This window comes from Legionella drozanskii LLAP-1 (assembly GCF_001467585.1).
Lineage (GTDB): Bacteria > Pseudomonadota > Gammaproteobacteria > Legionellales > Legionellaceae > Tatlockia > Tatlockia drozanskii.
This window is the reverse complement of the sequence record NZ_LNXY01000031.1, coordinates 56515-75551: the sequence shown is the minus strand read 5'-3', so window position 1 is coordinate 75551 and position 19037 is coordinate 56515. Positions and strand designations below refer to the sequence as shown.

Sequence of the window (19037 nt, the reverse complement as noted above, 5' to 3'; positions counted from 1 at the left end):
TTAGTATCTCACATTTTATGCAGTTAGTGTCTAGAAAAGTTTTGTTAGCCTCTTTTTTTAGATTTTTTTGCTCTTAATACTAGTTGCCTGTATTTCCAGATACTGGAGCAGGAGCTTCTAGGGGTAAACTATTATCTGTTGTCAAAGCCGTAGGGGGACGATGAGAAGAGAAAAAAAAGTAGAGGCCAATAGCAGCTAAAATAACAATAACAATAATTGCGATAATACTAACGCTATCATTCTGATTATCTTTACCATTCATAATGTACTCCAAAATTCCTTACATACTTTCATTATTATAGTAATAATTAGCAGAATAAATTCGTTTGTCCTAAAGTATGATTTTCAGGAAAAAATTATAAATAGTTTTTTATTTTACGGTAATGAACATCATGAATGGGTTGCGTGGAAATTGGTCATGAAAAGCTAAGAGGATTAGGCTTGTTATCATTCTCATCAAAATCCGCGCCAGACTCAATAATATCAGTATTGTTTGCAAGGCCAAAGCCAGTCATTTGTTCAATCACTCTTTTTTTAGCAACCATAAGTATCTTATCAAAATCTCCTTTGTTCAAATAATGATTTTTATTAAAGTAATTTTGTTGATGCTTATGCAATAGTCTTTCGCCAAGCGCTAAAATTTCGTATATTTTATTTAAATTATTACCTTCACCTTGCGAATCTAAATTTTCCAAGCGATCTGAAATTTCTTTTGAAATGAGAGATTTTTTTCGTGACACAAAAGGTGATTCGATTGGAATAATCTTCGATAAAATCTGGTAAGCCATCTCCCAAAACAGATTACGTTTGCTGTACGCTACAAACAAATTGGCAGTCTCAGAAGCTAGGCTGGGCGCAGCAAAACTTGAAGTGGTTAGTTGATTGAGCTCGCTAATTAATTCTTTCACCTGTGGAGAAGGTTCTTCATCTTCTTTCTCATTTTGTTTTTGTAAATGGAGAATAGCATTGATTATTATTATTTTTGACTCTGCAAATTTTTGTAAATAAGGTAACTCCGTTTTTTCTATCAGCGCTAGATCTTGACTCGCTTTATCAAGATGTATTTTTTGCTGATTACTAATATGCTCAGAATATCTTTTAATAAGATTATCGAATTCAAATTTTCTAGGACCAATCTCTAATTTTAATTTAAAAAGTTGCTGATATAAATATTTTTTATGATCCTCGCTTTTTAAGTAGTTAAGTGAACTATTTATCGAGTTTTTTATGATATTGCAGGCTTGATCTCGAGGAAGAAATTCTGCCTTTTTAAGAGAATTATTTAATAGTTTTAAGGTTACATTGTTCTCAAACGAATGGTATTTTCGATGATGGGTTTCATAGTTAATAATAGAAGTTATTGCATGCTTTAAATAAGATAATTCGTCTGTAACTAACGGTGTTCCCGATCTATGATCGTCATAAGCAGGCGAGAAGCGAGAGGGACCGAAAGAATTATCTTTTATTTTGTAATATCCACAAAATCGCTTATAAAAAAGAGCACCTGTTTTAGAGGTATTTTCCAACTCTTTTAGTTGAGCTAGTTCTTTTTCAAGCTCTTCGATTTCTTTTTTATGCAGCCCGGGGGAGTTTCCAGAATTTTTGTAAAACCAATTATAAGTTCTAGGATACAGAGCTTCGAATAACTCAGCATGTTCTTGGTTAACAAATAAATGATGCTGAGGATTAAGTTCGTACTGCTGCAAGATGTCACGGTTATTAAGGCGAACTCCTGCTGAATAATGCGGCCAATTTTCTAGGATTTCATTATAAAGTGTAAAGCGCTCTGCGTCCTCAAGGGCGTGAGTTGGCTTAGTTTCATACACATGAAATTGAACTTCTTTATTGATGTCTGGAGGATCTTGTTCATCGTCAGGAAGACTGCCAGTCTTTTTAGCAAAACGGAACAGATCATCATGCAGAAGTTGGGCTACTTGATTGGATGCGTCATTAATACCGAGGTTCATTCCCTTACCATGTCCACCTGGGTAAACCTTAAAGGTTGTTTGAGTGGTACCTGGACTGGCAAAAACATATCTGGATTTATCCTGGGGATTAAAATAGGGCCTGTATTCATGCAGCATAGTCACTGATTCAAAATGTTGAACATTAGCGGGGATTGTATAAGCTTGAGGATCTTCACTATGTCTTGGACCGGACACATGGTCGATGAGGAAAAGATTAACTTTGAGCTCGGGAGCTTGGGGATAAAGGGCATCTAAAAGATTTGCGAGTCTGACACAGGTGTCTGCCCCGCGACTAAAGCCATGAAGATTGATTTCCTTGGGGAATTTATTCTCTTTTCTTAACTGTTCCAAACGCAAAATGGCTTCAAATAGTATTTCATCTATCCCTTCGCCAGCCACCGTGCCATTAAGACGCCTCATTAATTCTTTAATGTTTTGGGGTAATATCGTTGTTTCTATTGGTATTTTTTTGTTGTTTTCAGGATTGAAAATATAGCTTCCTGGGATAGGATGCTCTTCTCTATCCTGCTGCGAATATTTAAGATCAGAGCTCATCCCATTTGGATTAGAGCCTACTCCATCGAAAAGGCAAACATGAGTTTTACTGAGTTCGTCGGAATCAGTGTTTGCATAATAGTCCTCAGTTGCCTCATAAAAGGTTTTTATAACATTCTTATTGGTCACTCTATGTTGACCTGTACCAAGGAAAAAAAAGCTAGCAATTTCTGGGTTTGGAGGGCACATATTTTAGCCAAGAAAAAACGAATTATCTCTATTTTAGCTTATAGTAAACCATTTTATTAAACAAGAAGCAACCAATAAGGGCATAAAGTACAAAAAAAACACAATCTAGCGAATAAGGAAAAATACAACAAAGATGAAACTTAAGGTCATTAATAGCGGATTAATGGTTTGACGCGTGAATAATTTGAGTAAACTGTAAAGTAGAATTCCAGCCCCAATTCCATCAGCAATGGATGAGGTAAAAGGAATTAACATAATAGTGACCATGCAAGGTGCCGTCTCGCTGATGTCTTCTAATTTTAACTCCCCTAAATGTTTCATCATGCAACAAGCGACATAGAGCAAAGCGGGACCAACTGCATAACTGGGAATCATTTGCGCAAGAGGAAAGAGAAATAACATCAACACAAAGCCTATTGCAATGACGTAAGCGGTTAAGCCAGTACGCCCTCCTGCTTGAATTCCTGCGGCTGATTCAATGTAAGGAGAAGTACTTGCTGAGCCCAAAAGACCGGCTAAGGTAGATGCGGCTGCATCAGCGGTTAAACTTCTACTTAGACGTTGTTGATAATGGGGGTTATCTCTAAAGACAGATTGATTAAGAAGCCCAACAAGCGTCCCTGTCGCATCAAAAACAGCAATTAAGAAGAAGGTAAAAATTGCTTTAAGTGAGGGAATACTAGCAAGACCAGAAAAGTCGAGCTTTAAAAAGCTCGGTGCCATGGAGGGTGGTAAGGCCACCAAACCCTGCCAAGTTGTCAAACCTAATAATAAACTTAATACACTGACGCTCAGGATCCCTAAAATAATCGCAGCAGGAACAAGGTAATAATCAAGTACTAAGATCATTAGGAACCCCAAAAAAAACAAGCCACTCTGCGGTCGACTAAGATCGCCTAAGCGGATCATGGTGTGATTATCACTGACAATCAATTGATTAGATTGCAAAGCAATCATTGCAATAAGTAAGCTGATTCCAATTAAGATAGCGATTTGCAAATTATGAGGAATCGCTTCGATCAATAAGCGTCGCAATCTTGTAAGGCTAATAAGAAAAAATAATAAGCCTGAAATAAATACCATCGCGAGAGCATGTTGCCAATCAATGCCCATGGTAAGAACGACAGAATACGCAAAATAAATATTGAGAGCCATTCCAGGCGCTATCCCAATAGGCGTATTAGCTAAAAATCCTGTTAAAGCACAGCCAAACGCAGTGACTAAACAAGTTGCCGTAAAAACTGCCCCTTGATCCATCCCTGCTTCATGTAAAATGCTTGGATTGACAAACGCGATGTAGGCCATCGTTAGAAAAGACGTAATCCCTGCTAAAACTTCCGTTTTAAAAGAAGAATGATTAGACAACCAAGATTTGAGGTTATTCATGTTATAGGGCTAAAAAATAAAGTTAAGAACGTCAAAAACAATTTCGACTGTAATCAACGCAATGATAATGATTTCCAAGCTATGAGAATGACGAGTTTCAAGGTAACCATTAAACATATCGAAGATTTCATTGAGAGTATCTAAGCGATGATTAATGGCATTTACCCGTCGTTGAATGTGTAAATAACGCTCAAGCATCGTGTAGTATTCTTCCAAGCTAGGGTGTTGCCAAAAATATTTTGGATGATAAAGAAAATTAGAAATCAAGTTCATTTCGCTTTTAGAACCAAGAATTTCACCGATAACTTGACGAATTTGATTACGACTAATAGGCATATGGCCTTTATGAGAAAGGCTTTGAATCATTGGGTTATATTTATCGATGAGGGCATCAATAATAGTTTCAAAGTACTGTAACTTTACAGATTGCGAAAATCCGTAAGAAAAACTCAGCTTCAAGTCCTCACTATCCTCATCGTCCATAACTAAACAGTCTACATCAAAGAAACCATGAGGCTCTATGGCGGTTTTATCTCCAAGCTTATAACTGAATTCATCACGTACTAAAAAGGAGATGGGTTTATCCGCAAATTGTTTAATGATATCAAGATAGTGTTTAACTTGATAACGTTTAACACCCCAGGAAACCACCGTGCCATTTTTGAAAACAAAAATTAAGGTGTTATTTTTATCAGAGCGGTTTAATTTTAAGACGTCTCGAGATCGGATAGAACTATAACCAGGTAAGCTGGTTTTGAAGTAGGTATCTAGGCGTGACAAATCAATCGCGTTGGCAATGCAATAACTTAAGCATTCCATGGTAAAAATAATCCTTGCACAATATTAGACTCGCAATACTTTCTTTATTGTATTGCGAGTGGCTCAATTAGTGTAAGTATATCCTAATTAGCAGTCAACTTATACGCTATCAGCGGTTTCTTGGCCGGGGTAAGCTTTTTTCCTATCTGTCGCGCCACTCAGCCATTGGGGACAGACTTCCAACACTTTTGCTATCTTGTCTAGTTGTTCTGGAGAGGGCAGCATATGGCCAAAGATCATAGCGTTTGCTAAATGACGAGTAACGCCAAATACTTTGGAAACTGCCTTAATCTTATCAGACAATTCTTCTGGGAACCCTAACAATGACAACTCACGATTGAATCGTTGTGAAAATACTTTACTGTTCATTTTTTCACTCCATGAAAAAAATAATTTTGTCAGCTTAGACTGACAGCTTATTGGGTAATAGCCAAAGATCCATAAAATAAAATTTCTGTAAACGGTCAGACTTGAGCCACAGATTGTAGGATTGAATCCATTACCATTTTTTGGTTCAGTTACTCAATACTATCGCAGGCCAGACGCAAGATTTTCTGCAGATCTGCTCGCATTTGCACATACCCCTCCTATCTGAAGATGGGTAATAGCGACTCCGTTGCGGCACTGAAAATGAATGGTTTAACCCGGCTAGAATTTGAACTTGAACCTATACCTATCTATCCTTGATACAGGTATGTCTGTTATAACTTATTTTCTTTCCATAGCAAAGTATTTTTCTATTTATTTTTAAAAACAATCAGTTATCCTGCTTAATCTTAACGAATTAAGGCCATGGTATTGTTAGCATAAGAAATCCCTTGTAAGTAAGCATCCGTGTAATCTTGCGCACTAAATTTCGAGTACTCTAGTTTATTAAAATTGGCTTGCTCATAAGCTTGGGTCATGTCTATTAAATAACCAAGAGTACCTCGACGAGTTAATAAAGCAGCGTTAATTTCATCGTCTAATTGGATTTTAGATAATAAAAAAGGCATAGGCTCATTTAGTACAGCATCTAAAGTAGAAAACATACCTACCGTAAATGCTTGATGAGAATTACTTACATCAAAATGACCGGTAAGGACTTGACACATTTTGGCTCTAATGAGTGTTCTTTCGAGTAAATCATCCTTCACATCGTTGAGCTCCGCTATTAAAAGTAGGCTCATCCAATTTCGGATTTCTGAAAGTCCTAAGCGTTGGATAGCCTCGATTAGAGAGTCAATCATTTTACCTTGATACATTGAAGCGGAGTTGGATAGTTTTAGGATGCGCTCACCCAACTTGGGTATTTGCAAAATTATTTCCTCAACTCGGGCAATCTGGGTTTCGGAGTTATAAAGCTCAGCGAATAATTCGAGTAGAAGGATTTTATCTTTTGAGAGCGTCTGGTTTTGGACTAGATTGGGGTGATTTAAAAAGAAGCCTTGAAAAAAATCAAAGCCTAAATCGCGGCATACAATTAATTGTTCGCGATTTTCAATTTTTTCAGCTAATAATTTACCTTTAAATCCAGATGCGCTAAGTAAGGTTAGCTGTTTGTTAATTTCTTGCTTCGCTAAGCCTAACACCTCAATTTTTATGATATCAGCAAGATTAATCAATGGGATTAAATCCTCGCTAAAAATAAAATCATCGAGTGCGATTTTATAACCCTGTTTAGAAAATGTTTTTATATTTTCCAATAACAGCTCATCGATAGGAATATTTTCTAATAACTCAATCACAATTCGATCTGTGGGAAGCAAAGCCGGAATCTCTTGTAGCAAATGATTACGAGTAAAGTTAATGAAGGCGGGATGATGTCCGATGATCATATTGAGATCGAGGTGTCTGAAAAGATTGGAAAGTACGTGGGCAGTTGCACTGTCTCCAGCTTGCTCATCTGTGGCATCAATATTCGCACGATTGAGATCACCTGCTCGGTAGAGAAGTTCATAAGCGCATACAGAGCCTTGCGTATCATAAATTGCCTGTCTGGCGAATATTGCAGGTAAGATTTGTTTTTTCAATTTAATCAGATCATAGAAAGAGGTAATCTAAGTATAACGCAAACAGCCCCAGCGATCCCGTAGAACCCTGACCTAGTAGTCTTTTTCGACTAAAGGGCAGAGTAAACTGAGGGAGTAGGGCTGAGTCTGATTAATCTTGATGACTAAAATAATTTAAATCTAATTCCCTTGCCGCTCTTACATCATCTAAACGCTTCACTGGCAAAGTATGCGGCGCTTCCCGCAAAAGATTCGGATTGGTTTCCGCCTCATGAAGGATGGCTTGCATAGCGCTAATAAAACCATCCAATTCTTCTTTGCTTTCTGTTTCCGTCGGTTCGATAAGTAAACATTCGGGAACCAGCAATGGGAAGTAGGTGGTTGGTGCATGAAAGCCATAATCCAGCAATCGTTTTGCTAAATCCATCGCATTAATGCCATGCTTTTTTTTCTCTTGGTTCAGAGAAAGAATAAACTCATGGCTTGCACGCCGTCCAGGATAAGCGGGATTAAAGCCTGCTTTCTCAAGTTTAGTCAGTAAATAATTCGCATTAAGTGTGGCAAACTCAGAAACACGCAGTAGCCCTTCTTTACCTAAAACACGAATATAAAAATAAGCGCGAAGTAAAATACCAGCATTACCCATAAAGCAAGATAGACGGCCAATGCTTTGAGGAAAATCACTGCTAGTAGCCCAACGATAGGCGTTATTTTCTTTGATAACATTAGGCAGTGGGATGTAAGGCAGTAAACGTTTTCCAACGGCTACTGGCCCTGCTCCAGGTCCTCCGCCACCATGAGGCGTTGCAAAGGTTTTATGTAAATTTAAATGCATGACATCAAAACCCATATCGCCTGGTCTTACCTTACCCAAAATAGCATTTAAATTGGCGCCGTCATAATAAAGAAGTCCGCCAGCCTGATGCACGATCTGCGCTATTTCTTTAATTTGACGCATAAACAACCCAAGTGTGGATGGGTTGGTGAGCATAATTCCTGCTGTTTTAGGACCGACTTTGCGACGTAGTTCTTCTAAATCAATGTCACCATCATTGGCTGTGGCAATTTCAACCACTTTAAAACCACACATCACTGCGGAGGCGGGATTAGTACCATGAGCGGCATCAGGAATCAGTATTTCATCACGCAGGCTATCGCCACGTGATTGATGATAAGCCTTAATCATAGCGACGCCGGCAAATTCACCCTGAGAACCCGCCATAGGTGTTAATGACACTGCTTGCATGCCAGTAATTTCAGCCAAATTAGTTTGCAGATCATGAATAATTTGCAAAAAGCCTTGGCTTGCCTCTTCTGGAGCCAAAGGATGACGGTTAATAAAATCGGCAATAGAGGCTGCTTTATGCACTCCACGCGGATTGTATTTCATTGTGCAGGAGCCTAAAGGGTAAAAATTGGTATCAATAGCAAAATTCTTTTGCGAAAGCTTTGTATAATGACGGACCACTTGTAATTCAGAGCAAGCCGGCAATCGCGGTGGTTTGGAGCGTAAAAACTGCTCAGGAATTGCTAATTTCCCTGCTGTATTATCCGGAGCCTGTGCGGTCGCTTGACGGGTAGGTTTGGAGCGTTCAAAGATTAGCATAATTCCCCCTCCGTTCTTTGAATCAGATCTTTGAGTTCTTTACAGTGTTTAACGGGTGTAAATTCGATAATTTGATAATCTGCAATCTCAGCGAGGTAATAAGGATCCTGCTTAAAAATTTCTTCCAGCTTAGATTTATCGTTGGTTGCTGCAATGATAATTCCACCAGTTCGAGGCTTCATTGGTCCTGAAACGATGAGTAGCCCCTGCTTGTAATAGTATTCGAGAAACTCACGATGAGCTTGTAAATACTTATCTACTTCGTTAATCGGTGCTTTATAAGTTAACTGTATTATAAACATCAGCTACCTCGCTTCGCTAAAATTCGCTTCAATGCATTGGCATAATGAGCAATGTCCTCATCCGTACGCATTTCAGTGGCACAAACGAGTAAGGTATTTGCTAATTGTGGATAATGTGATTCGATGGCGTATCCACCGATGAGTCCTTCATCACGTAAGCGCCTGAGTACTTCATCAACCGGTTGAGCAAGACGTAGAAGTGACTCATGGAAAGTAGGTGCTGAAAAAACAGCCTCTACACCATCAATTTGTGTTAGCGCAGATACAAGGGCCTGAGTATTACGATGGCATTGACGGGCAACTTGTAGCATCCCTTCAGCGCCTAATAAACTCATGTGAATAGTTGCCGCCGTGACCAATAAACCCTGGTTAGTGCAAATATTGGAAGTGGCTTTACCGCGTCGAATGTGTTGTTCTCGAGCCTGCAGAGTGAGGCTGTAGCCCGTTTTACCGTCTTTATCTAAAGTACGTCCAATCAAACGTCCCGGCATTTGTCGCACATGCTCCATGCGCGTACTAAAGAAACCAAAATACGGTCCGCCAGAGGCCATGGGTGAGCCCAGGGGTTGTCCCTCGCCACACACGATATCAACCCCCTGCTCACCCCATTGTCCTGGTGGTGTTAAAAGCGCTAATGATATAGGGTTAACGCAAGCGATACTAATTGTTTGATTCGCACGTGCCCAATCAGTAAGTTCATTAACCGACTCTAAACAGCCAAAGAAATTAGGTTGCGCAATAACTAAAGCAGTAATATCTTCGCCTTGGTATTTATCCAACGCGGAGACGGCTGTAATCCCCTGCTTTTCGTCAAAAGCTAAGGTAATAACCTCAATATGCTGATTGCGAACAATGGTTTCCAAGGTTTCACGGTAAAGGGGGTGAATAGTACCTGCCACTAAAACACGATTGGTTTTGCTCCTTTTATTGACGCGTACAGCCATCAGGACAGCTTCCGCCAAGGCCGTTGCTCCATCGTACATCGAAGCATTCGCTACATCCATGCCGGTCAATTCAGCAATCATGGTCTGAAATTCATAAAGTAGCTGCAAAGTGCCCTGACTTGCTTCTGCTTGATAAGGTGTATAGGCTGTTAAAAATTCCCCACGAGAGGCAATATCCCACACCGCGGCCGGAATATGGTGCTCATAGCTACCAGCACCCATAAAGCAAAGTCCATTTTGATTTTTATTCGCGAGATGTTGAGCTTCCTTAAGCATCGCCATTTCACTCAACCCGGTAGGGATATTTTTAAGTTCACCATAGAGTAGTGAAGATGGAATTTCATCAAATAAATCTTGGGTTTTGCTGACTCCGATTTGAGCCAGCATAGTTTCTATGTCTTCGGCAGTATGTGGAATATAAGGCATATTAATGTTCCTCAGCTATCTCGTTTTGATATTGATCTGCATTTAATAAATCGTTTAATTCAGCGAGGTTGTGCGCTTTTATTTTAACTAACCAACCTGCTCCATAAGGATCGCTATTAACAAGGGCAGGATCTTCGTTCACATTTTGATTGACAGCGACAACGACTCCACTAATGGGTGCATAAAAATCAGAAGCAGCTTTAACAGACTCAACAACGCCTAATTCCTGTCCAATCTTTACTTCATCACCTTCTTCAGGTAACTCGACAAACACCATATCCCCTAATAATTGTTGAGCATGCTCAGTGATACCAATTGTCATTATCCCATCAGCGCTGCTTTCCAACCATTCGTGGGTTCGAGTAAATTTTAAATCTGCCATTATTCTTGTCCTCTTCTTATAATTATAATCAGGGCTTTTTATTAAGTTGCTAAATTTCAAATTTATTTGATCGTTATAATATTTGTCCTCGTTTAACAAATCTTGGTTTACCGACTTGAGCGGGAATGAGTTTTCCGCGAATCTCAACCATAACTTGCTCACCGATTTTCGTAGGTACTCGCGCTAAAGCAATTGATTTACCCAACGTTGGCGAATAAGTTCCACTAGTGATAAGGCCATCGGCATGGCCTTCAACGATAACGCGCTGGCCACTACGCATGATGCCTTTATCTTGCAAAATTAAACCGACTAATTTGCGCCGAACACCTTGTTGTTTTTGCGATAAAAGAGCTCCCATGCCGATAAAATCTCGTTCTTCGGGCTGCCATTTTACGGTCCATTCAAGAGCTGATTCCAAAGGAGTGGTCGACTCATCCATATCTTGTCCATACAACAACATTCCGGCTTCAAGGCGAAGAGTATCGCGCGCTGCTAAACCACAAGGTTTAACGCCAGCTGCTAATAGAGAGGACCATAATTGAGTAATTGCTTCTGTAGGTAAAATGATTTCTAAACCATCTTCACCTGTATAACCTGTGCGGGCAAAAAACCAGTTTTCAACATCGACACACTCAAAGTTCGTGAGAGTTGATACGGCATCGATTTGAGCCGGTGTAAGAACACTCATAGTTTTTGCGACTGCTTCGGGGCCTTGAACTGCTAACATGGCAAGTTCATTTCTTTCCTGTAATCCAACAGCAAAACCTTCGCTTTTACTGCGAATCCAAGCCAGGTCACGAGTACGAGTTGCAGAGTTTAAAACAAGACGGTAATTATCTGAGGCGCGTTGATAAGCAATCAAATCATCGATGATGCCTCCATGCTCATTACACAGGCAGCTGTATAGTGCACGTCCTGTATGCTCAAGCAGGTCAACATCGTTGCTAAGTAATTTGCGTAAAAATTGTCTGCCGCCGGCTCCAAGCACATCGACGACGGTCATATGCGAGACGTCAAACATTCCCGCATGCTGACGAACACTGTGGTGTTCATCCAATTGTGAACCATAGTGTAAAGGCATTTCCCAGCCATGAAAATCTACCATTTTTCCACCAATTGCCAAATGACTGGCATAGAGTGGTGTTTTTGCGATCATTGCGATTCCCTCATTTCGCGCGTTGGTGCTGATGATTATACCGAGATGAGTCATTACGACAAGAGTGCTGTCACATCTTTATCTAAACTTTAGCTTAGTTAATCTATTTTCTCATTTTGAATTGTTGTAGCCTTTAAGAGGCGTAGGGGAAAGGAGTTAATTTCTTTCTGGATAAGTATAAATATCATGGGAATTAAAGTAATGAATAGACCAAAGCAAGGAGAGTTCTGTTGGAATGAGTTAGCTACAACGAATATTAAAGCTGCCAAAGATTTTTATGGTAAATTACTCGGATGGAAATTTATTGAACACGAGGCAGGGGACATGACTTATACCATGATTAATGCCGGAGAACATGAATTCGGTGGTATTTGGCAAATTCCTACCGAGCAAAAGGACCAAATTCCTCCTCATTGGATGGGATATATCTTAGTTGATGATATTGAACAAACCTTAGAAAAAGCAAAAAGTCTTGGTGCGACAATAAAAATGCCCGTGACTCCAGTCGGTGACATGGGTCGTTTTATCGTTGTTGTTGACCCCACAGGAGCACATATCGCATTCTGGGAATCAAAAGAGAAATAAGCTGAAATTGAGCTGTTGTGGAAGTTTAATAGTCGGTTTGCGAATCCCCGCTTGACCGCGGGAGCCATGACAGTTGCCACCCAATACATTCCCGTATTTCCCTGAAAAATCGACCAACTATCTCTGAATAAAATTTGCCCAAAGTCTATAATTATAAAAGGGGCAAATGGTCTAAAGGGGAGATTCTTATGAACGTTAATGTTAAAGGCCATAAACTACTCGGTGCCATGCTTTTGGGTTTGTGTTTATTCGCCTCTGCTCCTAGTGATGCCCATTGGGGTGGGGGGCATTGGGGAGGCTGGAGAGGTGGTGGTATGGGTTGGGGGCCAGGCGTTGGTTGGGGCCCAGGTTGGGGTTATGGCGGTTTCTATCGTGGCGGTGGAGTCTATATAGGACCGAGCCCTGTTTATTATAATTGTGGACGGGTCGGAGGCTACTGGCAAAATGGCTACTGGATACCCAGACATAGAGCTTGCTGGTAATCTTTGACCGCGCAGAATTCAGTGATAGCCCTTGTTTTCAACAGGAATTGGAAACGAGGGCTATTTGCATTAGGATAAGATATTAACTGGCAAAAGGATCCCTTGGTGTTAAGTCGACTATTATCTGGGCAAAGTCTGCTTGATTTAGCATGGCTGTTATTTTTATTGTTCATGCTAAGGCATTTTTGGCGTGATAGAACAGCGCTTGCCCAAGCTCGTTCTTGGTTAATAACTAAAGGTCGTATCACTACCTTTGAATGGACTCGCGCGGGTCCGCGCTTATGGCCAAGAATTCAATATACTTATCAGGTCTTTGATCAGGATTTCCAGGGCGAATACCTTTTTCTAGATACCGCTCATAATAATCCTAATAGTAAATATGCTCGAAGAGTCGCCTACAAAGCTGCAGTTGCTTACGAAAAGGATGCCGAAATTGATGTTTTTTATAATCCGAATGATCCCAATCAAGCGGCTCTGGATATCACCCTCCCCCGGAAATTAAATCTAATTGTTGCTTTATTGATTGCATTAGTTATTTTGCATCTGGTGGTGGTGATTAGCCGTTTATTGTAAAAATTCATCACCTTGGTGTTGCTGTGCTAGTGGTATTAGTCTCATTAGTTTTATCAGAACACTGACAAGGAGGCGTACTGACCTTGGATTGTAAACTCAGAATCGCAAAACCGCGAACTCCTTGTCCAGCAGGAGCTTGTGTGAAATGGATAGTAACGTCCAAATTTTGTTTTTGTTGATATTGAGGATTTTTATAAACCACTAATATCGGCATTTTGGCTTGCCATTGATTAGGGGCGAGGGTCTTAATTTCCGGGGGTAAAGTGGCTACGGCGCTCACATAATAAGAGTTGGTTTGCACTGCTTCAGGAAGTTTAGAACTAGTCATTGCCGTACTATAAGCAGTCCATCCACCTGCAGTAAAATATTTAGCAATTCCTTTTTGGTTTTCGAGGAAGTTTTTATAATCAAAAGTATAGGTAGCAATAATGGCTTCATTAGCCCAAACTGCAAGTTGAGTATTATCAGGAGGTAGTGCTTTAGCTGATAAGGATAAAGCAAATAGCATGAAAGCAGCACAAATATTGATTTTCCTCATGGAATTTATCCTCAAAGTCATCATAGCGAAATATATTCTAATTGTAGTCGTTTTCAAGGTGAAAAAAACCCCGGCCTAAACCGGGGAAGTGATTGTGTCCTACTTTAATTAGTAATGACACTACTCCGCGTAAAGAGGGGAGCGCGGAGCAGAGCATTATAATTTATGCTCATATCATTAGACACGCGTGGTCAAAAAAAGTTCAATTTTGCTGATTAATTTTATTCCCTCGCAGGCTGAAAAGGATTTGGAGGCCTATCTTGTTCAAATAAAACCGAATTGACGCTAGGAAAACTCTGATTCCTCGGCGACAGCCCTCATAATTTATGTTATTTTATGCGATCTTGAGCTTTAGCAAAGTCAAGGGGTCTAATACTTGTTTAAGCAAAGGCCAGTCAAATATTCCATCGGCGTAACCAGGTAAAAAATAGGGGGCATTGTGCGCAACAGTCGTTTTTACTTTGCCAACCGTGAAAATGTAAGTCGTTATATCAATCGTTTGGATATTTTATTACTGATACTGATTTTTTTTGTTCTGTTTTTTCTCGGTTGGGCGGGAAAACAAATGGCGAGTCCTTATCAATTAGGAGAGCCCTTAGTCATTTCTTTAGATCCGAGCAAACTGCCTTTTTACGCATTGCGCACCGTGTTAAGAATGTTTATTGCTCTGGGTTTATCATTGCTGTTCACCTTTGCTGTAGGCGCGTTGGCTGCGAAGAATCGGCGAGCTGAACAAGTGATTATTCCAGCGATTGACGTTTTACAGTCGGTTCCCGTTCTGAGTTTTTTATCGATTACCGTAACTGGATTCATTCGCTTATTCCCTGGCAGTTTATTGGGGCCTGAATGTGCTTCTATTTTTGCTATTTTTACTGCTCAGGTATGGAATATTACTTTTGGATTTTATCAAGCTTTAAAAACCTTGCCTGAAGATTTAAAAGAGGCGTCGGCGATGTTCCAATTATCTGCTTGGCAACGATTTTGGAAGGTTGAAGTTCCCTTTTCGATGTCGAGTTTGCTGTGGAATTTGATGATGTCGATGTCAGCTAGTTGGTTTTTCGTCGTATTATCCGAGGCTATCTCCGTTTCTCACCAGGACATTCTCCTACCTGGGGTAGGTTCTTATATTGCTCTAGCCATAGAGCAGCGTGATCTGCATGCAGTGGGCTATGCCATCTTGTCCATGGTTATCGTTATTTTTCTCTACGATCAGATTTTGTTTAGACCCCTCATTGCCTGGTCAGAAAAATTTAAAATGGAACCCTCACCGGATGAGGAAGAATATCAATCCTGGTTAATTGATTTAATTCGCGGGAGTCGATTAACCAAACATTTTGGTAAAATGGCAGCCGTTGTAAAAGATAATTTTGTGAATGCGCGTTGGTTATCTCGTCGGAGTATTAAAGTCGCAAAAGAAATCGATTTACGCCGACAAAAACATCTCGATTGGACATGGAATACCGTGGTACTCCTTGCAATTTTTGGCGGTGGTTGGCTGCTTATGAATTTTATTTTAACTGAACTTAAGTTGAAAGAAGTTTTGCATGTCTTTCTTCTTGGTGCAGCTACGGGTACACGAGTTATTGTATTAATTATTTTTAGTTCTTTGATTTGGATTCCTGTCGGCGTTTGGATTGGGTTAAGACCACGATTGGCACAGAAAATTCAACCAATTATTCAATTTGTTGCCGCTTTTCCCGCCAATTTGTTCTATCCTTTGTTTGTAATTGCTATTGTACAATTTCATCTGAGTGTCGAAATCTGGGTCACTCCACTAATGATTTTGGGGACTCAGTGGTATATTTTATTTAATGTGATTGCCGGTGCTTCAACAATCCCACGCGACCTTTATTTGGCAGCGGATAATTTCGGTGTCAAAGGATGGCAATGGTGGAAGCGCTTGGCATTGCCAGGAATCTTCCCATTTTATATTACTGGAGCCATTACTGCTGCCGGCGGAGCATGGAATGCCAGTATTGTGGCAGAGTGGGTTAGTTGGGGAAACACCACCTTGGAAGCGACAGGCTTGGGGGAGTATATTCATGCAAGTACGATAGCAGGTGATTTCCCAAAAATAGCCTTAGGTACTGCGATGATGTGTACTTATGTCCTGGCATTTAATCATTTAATTTGGCGTCCGCTTTATCGATTGGCGGAAGAGCGATTCCATTTCAATTGAGGATGCTATGTCAGAAACTATTATTGCTATTGAAAATTGTCGTAAATCCTTTAAAAAAGCATCTGCTCAAGATTTGTTAGTGCTCGAAGATGTTAATTTTCGTCTACAAGAAGGTGAAATTGTTGCCTTACTTGGTAAATCTGGCTCGGGCAAATCCACCCTTTTGCGTATTATTGCAGGTCTAGTTCCGCCCTCAGCAGGAAAAGTGACTTATCGTGGTCAGCCCGTGACAGGTCCGGTGCCCGGTATAGCGATGGTTTTTCAATCTTTCGCGCTGATGCCATGGTTAACTGTGCTCGAAAATGTGGAGCTAGGTTTAGAAGCCCAAGGTGTCGGACGCGAAGAAAGGCGACACCGTGCAATTGAAGCAATTGATACTATCGGTCTTGATGGATTTGAATCAGCTTTCCCCAAAGAATTATCCGGCGGAATGCGTCAACGGGTTGGCTTTGCTCGAGCTTTAGTTATTAATCCAGACGTGTTGCTAATGGATGAACCTTTTTCTGCTCTCGATGTATTAACGGCTGAAAACTTAAAATCAGATATGTTGAAATTATGGCAAGAAAAGAAAACCAACACCAATGGGATCTTATTAGTTACTCATAATATTGAGGAAGCAGCAACTCTAGCTGATCGAATCATTATTTTTGGCAGTGATCCTGGCTATATTCGCGCAGAATTACAAGTTGCACTGGAGCAACCTCGTGATTCAGAAGCGCCTGAGTTTCGTGCGTTAGTTGATAAAATCTATACCTTGATGACCACAGGCCCTAAGGAAAAAGCAAAAGGTGCGCAACGTGAGCGCCAAATTGGGTTGGGTTATCGTTTACCAGATGTGGAGCCTTCAGAGTTATCTGGATTGATTGAGACTATGAAGTCATTCAAGGAACAGATTGATCTTCCAGAGTTAGCTGATGAATTGATGATGAATATTGATGATTTATTTCCCATTTTAGAAACCTTGGAGATTTTAGGATTTGCTAAAGTATCCGATGGCGATATTCAACTCAGTGAATTAGGAAAACAATTTTCAGAGGCCGATTTACAAGCACGTAAGCAATTATTCGCAGGACGACTTTTAGAAAAAGTGCCTTTGGCACGTTATATTCGCCGCGTCTTAGATGAGAAAGTGGGTCATCGTGTTTCTGAAGAACGATTTTTATCTAAACTTGAAGACTATTTAAGCGAAAAAGAAGCTGAGCGTGTGTTACGCACGATGATTGACTGGGGACGCTACGCCGAACTTTTTGCTTATGATTTTAATACTGGAATCTTAAGTTTAGAAAACCCAGGGATTTCTGATGCGACTGTGGAATAAAATTAACCACGCTATACACCGATAATAATTTAGATATAAACACAGCATTTTTTTATAAAAACAAACGATTTCAGGAAAGGAGTACAAGGATGATTTGGTTAAATAAATCAACAATGGCGCAAAAACTTACATTACTTGTTATCCTCTCAGCCAGCGGAATGCAGCTAGCCGGATGTGATAATTGTACATCCTCCAGCTCGCCTCTTGCCGTATCTCTTATAACGCTAAATGGGCAGTGTATATTAGCTAGCAATATAACCTGCCGATGCTCCGGTGGTGGCGTTCTCTCTACCTGCTCTCAAGGAACTCAAACCTTCAGCCAAGGCACTGCCGCACCCGGAGTCTTCCTACCCTGCCCAAATACTTTTAGCTGTAGTAGTCGCACGACAAGTTGCGGCAGTAACGGTTGAAATCCGCTAAAGTAATAGTGTTGCAATTATTTAGTGCGGCGACGCATTGGCACGCTCTTCTAAAATCGCTACGGCAGGTAAGGTTTTACCTTCTAGAAATTCAAGAAAAGCACCACCTCCTGTGGATATATAAGAAATTTGATGGGTTAGATCATATTGATCGACCGCAGCAAGTGTATCTCCACCGCCAGCAATAGAAAAGGCGTCACTATCAGCAATCGCTATCGCTAATGCTCTCGTGCCATAAGCAAATTGCGGGAATTCAAAAACACCGACGGGGCCATTCCAAATAATTGTATTGGCTTGGTTAACGATGTCGACATAGCGACTCACTGTTTCTGGGCCTATGTCCATGATCATGTCGTCACTGGCTACATTACTAAGTGTTTTATTAAACGCCGGGCAGCTGTCTGAAAAAGTTTTACCCACAACGACATCGGAAGGTAGCGGGATTTGGCAACCACTTTCTTTAGCTAAAGCCAAGATCTCCCGAGCATCATCCAGTAAATTTTCTTCACAAAGCGATACGCCAATTTCATAGCCTTGAGCGCGAAGAAAAGTGTTGGCAATCCCACCGCCGGGGATTAGATAATCAACTCGCCCTACTAGTTGCTTCAGTAAAGTTAATTTGGATGATACTTTGGCACCACCAACAATAGCCACAATCGGTTTTGCAGGTTCTTTAAGTACATGTTGTAAGGCCTCTAATTCGCGAACAAGCAGTGGACCTGCTGCAGCTACCGTCGCATATTTTGCTACGCCATAGGTAGAAGCTTGGGCGCGATGGGCAGTGCCAAAAGCATCCATCACAAAGATATCGCATAGGTTTGCAAGTTTTTTTGCCAGGTCGTCATCATTTGCTTTCTCACCCGGATTGAATCTTACATTTTCACAAATTACTAATTCACCGGGATTGACCTCGATGCCATTTAAATAATTGGTTTCAAAGCGAACAGGGTATTCAAGATTAGCTTCCAAGTAGTCAGCAATTGGTTTTAAAGAAAAACGTTTTTCAAATTTACCTTCTTCTGGTCTGCCCAAATGCGATAACACCATTACAGCCGCTCCTTCATCAAGAGCTGCTTGTAACGTGGGTAAAGCGGCTTGTAGGCGTTGATCGCTCGTGATAATGCCATCTTTTATCGGAACATTTAAATCTTCACGAATCAATATTCGTTTACCACGAAGACTGAGCTCGCTCATTTGAACTAGATTCATTTATACTGTCC

The 19037-nt window shown here is 40.5% G+C and carries 18 protein-coding genes; 5 read left to right on the top strand and 13 right to left on the bottom strand.

What is annotated here, in order from left to right:
• Positions 1-79: 79 nt before the first annotated feature.
• From Ldro_RS13845 to gcvT, 11 genes are all read right to left on the bottom strand, one after another.
• Positions 80-262, bottom strand: coding sequence for a hypothetical protein (locus Ldro_RS13845; protein WP_058497019.1), 183 nt, complete (start codon positions 260-262; stop codon positions 80-82).
• A gap of 154 nt (positions 263-416) precedes the next feature.
• Positions 417-2711: a DUF5621 domain-containing protein gene (locus Ldro_RS13840; protein WP_058497018.1), complete on the bottom strand. Its 2295-nt coding sequence runs from the start codon at positions 2709-2711 to the stop codon at positions 417-419.
• Between the two features lie 105 nt (positions 2712-2816).
• Complete coding sequence (locus Ldro_RS13835) at positions 2817-4097, bottom strand: NCS2 family permease (RefSeq protein WP_058497017.1); 1281 nt, start codon at positions 4095-4097, stop codon at positions 2817-2819.
• Between the two features lie 9 nt (positions 4098-4106).
• The gene (locus tag Ldro_RS13830) at positions 4107-4916 is read right to left on the bottom strand and encodes an RMD1 family protein (protein ID WP_058497016.1); all 810 of its coding nucleotides are present in this window, start codon (positions 4914-4916) and stop codon (positions 4107-4109) included.
• A 99-nt stretch (positions 4917-5015) separates the two neighbouring features.
• Positions 5016-5285 carry a hypothetical protein gene (locus Ldro_RS13825; RefSeq protein ID WP_058497015.1) on the bottom strand — a complete coding sequence of 90 codons (270 nt, stop codon included), beginning with the start codon at positions 5283-5285 and terminating at the stop codon, positions 5016-5018.
• A 407-nt stretch (positions 5286-5692) separates the two neighbouring features.
• The gene (locus Ldro_RS13820; protein ID WP_083497979.1) at positions 5693-6928 is read right to left on the bottom strand and encodes an EAL and HDOD domain-containing protein; all 1236 of its coding nucleotides are present in this window, start codon (positions 6926-6928) and stop codon (positions 5693-5695) included.
• A gap of 130 nt (positions 6929-7058) precedes the next feature.
• Entirely contained in the window at positions 7059-8513 is a 1455-nt protein-coding gene (gene gcvPB / locus Ldro_RS13815) for an aminomethyl-transferring glycine dehydrogenase subunit GcvPB (RefSeq protein WP_058497013.1), read from the bottom strand.
• On the bottom strand, positions 8507-8815 hold the full coding sequence (locus Ldro_RS13810) for a YciI family protein (RefSeq protein ID WP_058497012.1): 309 nt from the start codon (positions 8813-8815) through the stop codon (positions 8507-8509). Before Ldro_RS13810 ends, gcvPB begins: the two co-directional genes overlap by 7 nt.
• Positions 8815-10185: an aminomethyl-transferring glycine dehydrogenase subunit GcvPA gene (gene gcvPA, locus Ldro_RS13805; RefSeq protein WP_058497011.1), complete on the bottom strand. Its 1371-nt coding sequence runs from the start codon at positions 10183-10185 to the stop codon at positions 8815-8817. Before gcvPA ends, Ldro_RS13810 begins: the two co-directional genes overlap by 1 nt.
• A 1-nt stretch (position 10186) precedes the next feature.
• Positions 10187-10567, bottom strand: a complete 381-nt coding sequence (gene gcvH / locus Ldro_RS13800) for a glycine cleavage system protein GcvH (protein ID WP_058497010.1) — start codon at positions 10565-10567, stop codon at positions 10187-10189.
• Between the two features lie 73 nt (positions 10568-10640).
• Positions 10641-11723: a glycine cleavage system aminomethyltransferase GcvT gene (gene gcvT / locus Ldro_RS13795; protein ID WP_058497009.1), complete on the bottom strand. Its 1083-nt coding sequence runs from the start codon at positions 11721-11723 to the stop codon at positions 10641-10643.
• A 201-nt stretch (positions 11724-11924) separates the two neighbouring features.
• Between gcvT and Ldro_RS13790 the strand changes: the two genes are divergently transcribed.
• The 3 genes from Ldro_RS13790 (at position 11925) to Ldro_RS13780 (ending at position 13363) form a co-directional block, all read left to right on the top strand.
• Positions 11925-12308, top strand: a complete 384-nt coding sequence (locus tag Ldro_RS13790; RefSeq protein ID WP_058497217.1) for a VOC family protein — start codon at positions 11925-11927, stop codon at positions 12306-12308.
• 188 nt (positions 12309-12496) lie between these two features.
• On the top strand, positions 12497-12790 hold the full coding sequence (locus Ldro_RS13785) for a hypothetical protein (protein ID WP_058497008.1): 294 nt from the start codon (positions 12497-12499) through the stop codon (positions 12788-12790).
• A 171-nt stretch (positions 12791-12961) separates the two neighbouring features.
• The gene (locus Ldro_RS13780) at positions 12962-13363 is read left to right on the top strand and encodes a DUF3592 domain-containing protein (protein ID WP_083497992.1); all 402 of its coding nucleotides are present in this window, start codon (positions 12962-12964) and stop codon (positions 13361-13363) included.
• 7 nt (positions 13364-13370) lie between these two features.
• Here Ldro_RS13780 and Ldro_RS13775 read toward each other — a convergent pair whose 3' ends face one another.
• Entirely contained in the window at positions 13371-13901 is a 531-nt protein-coding gene (locus Ldro_RS13775) for a DotI/IcmL family type IV secretion protein (protein WP_058497006.1), read from the bottom strand.
• 439 nt (positions 13902-14340) lie between these two features.
• Between Ldro_RS13775 and Ldro_RS13770 the strand changes: the two genes are divergently transcribed.
• Complete coding sequence (locus Ldro_RS13770) at positions 14341-16080, top strand: ABC transporter permease (protein ID WP_058497005.1); 1740 nt, start codon at positions 14341-14343, stop codon at positions 16078-16080.
• Positions 16081-16087: 7 nt separating this feature from the next.
• Complete coding sequence (locus Ldro_RS13765; protein WP_058497004.1) at positions 16088-17398, top strand: ABC transporter ATP-binding protein; 1311 nt, start codon at positions 16088-16090, stop codon at positions 17396-17398.
• A gap of 440 nt (positions 17399-17838) precedes the next feature.
• Here Ldro_RS13765 and Ldro_RS13755 read toward each other — a convergent pair whose 3' ends face one another.
• The gene (locus Ldro_RS13755) at positions 17839-19026 is read right to left on the bottom strand and encodes a phosphoglycerate kinase (RefSeq protein WP_058497002.1); all 1188 of its coding nucleotides are present in this window, start codon (positions 19024-19026) and stop codon (positions 17839-17841) included.
• Between the last annotated feature and the right edge of the window lie 11 nt (positions 19027-19037).

Bases quoted from the DNA above. Each gene is read 5' to 3' on its own strand.
- Ldro_RS13845 (WP_058497019.1), bottom strand. From the start codon at position 262: ATGAATGGTAAAGATAATCAGAATGATAGCGTTAGTATTATCGCAATT.
- Ldro_RS13840 (WP_058497018.1), bottom strand. From the start codon at position 2,711: ATGTGCCCTCCAAACCCAGAAATTGCTAGCTTTTTTTTCCTTGGTACA.
- Ldro_RS13835 (WP_058497017.1), bottom strand. From the start codon at position 4,097: ATGAATAACCTCAAATCTTGGTTGTCTAATCATTCTTCTTTTAAAACG.
- Ldro_RS13830 (WP_058497016.1), bottom strand. From the start codon at position 4,916: ATGGAATGCTTAAGTTATTGCATTGCCAACGCGATTGATTTGTCACGC.
- Ldro_RS13825 (WP_058497015.1), bottom strand. From the start codon at position 5,285: ATGAACAGTAAAGTATTTTCACAACGATTCAATCGTGAGTTGTCATTG.
- gcvPB (WP_058497013.1), bottom strand. From the start codon at position 8,513: ATGCTAATCTTTGAACGCTCCAAACCTACCCGTCAAGCGACCGCACAG.
- Ldro_RS13810 (WP_058497012.1), bottom strand. From the start codon at position 8,815: ATGTTTATAATACAGTTAACTTATAAAGCACCGATTAACGAAGTAGAT.
- gcvPA (WP_058497011.1), bottom strand. From the start codon at position 10,185: ATGCCTTATATTCCACATACTGCCGAAGACATAGAAACTATGCTGGCT.
- gcvH (WP_058497010.1), bottom strand. From the start codon at position 10,567: ATGGCAGATTTAAAATTTACTCGAACCCACGAATGGTTGGAAAGCAGC.
- gcvT (WP_058497009.1), bottom strand. From the start codon at position 11,723: ATGATCGCAAAAACACCACTCTATGCCAGTCATTTGGCAATTGGTGGA.
- Ldro_RS13790 (WP_058497217.1), top strand. From the start codon at position 11,925: ATGAATAGACCAAAGCAAGGAGAGTTCTGTTGGAATGAGTTAGCTACA.
- Ldro_RS13785 (WP_058497008.1), top strand. From the start codon at position 12,497: ATGAACGTTAATGTTAAAGGCCATAAACTACTCGGTGCCATGCTTTTG.
- Ldro_RS13780 (WP_083497992.1), top strand. From the start codon at position 12,962: ATGCTAAGGCATTTTTGGCGTGATAGAACAGCGCTTGCCCAAGCTCGT.
- Ldro_RS13775 (WP_058497006.1), bottom strand. From the start codon at position 13,901: ATGAGGAAAATCAATATTTGTGCTGCTTTCATGCTATTTGCTTTATCC.
- Ldro_RS13765 (WP_058497004.1), top strand. From the start codon at position 16,088: ATGTCAGAAACTATTATTGCTATTGAAAATTGTCGTAAATCCTTTAAA.
- Ldro_RS13755 (WP_058497002.1), bottom strand. From the start codon at position 19,026: ATGAATCTAGTTCAAATGAGCGAGCTCAGTCTTCGTGGTAAACGAATA.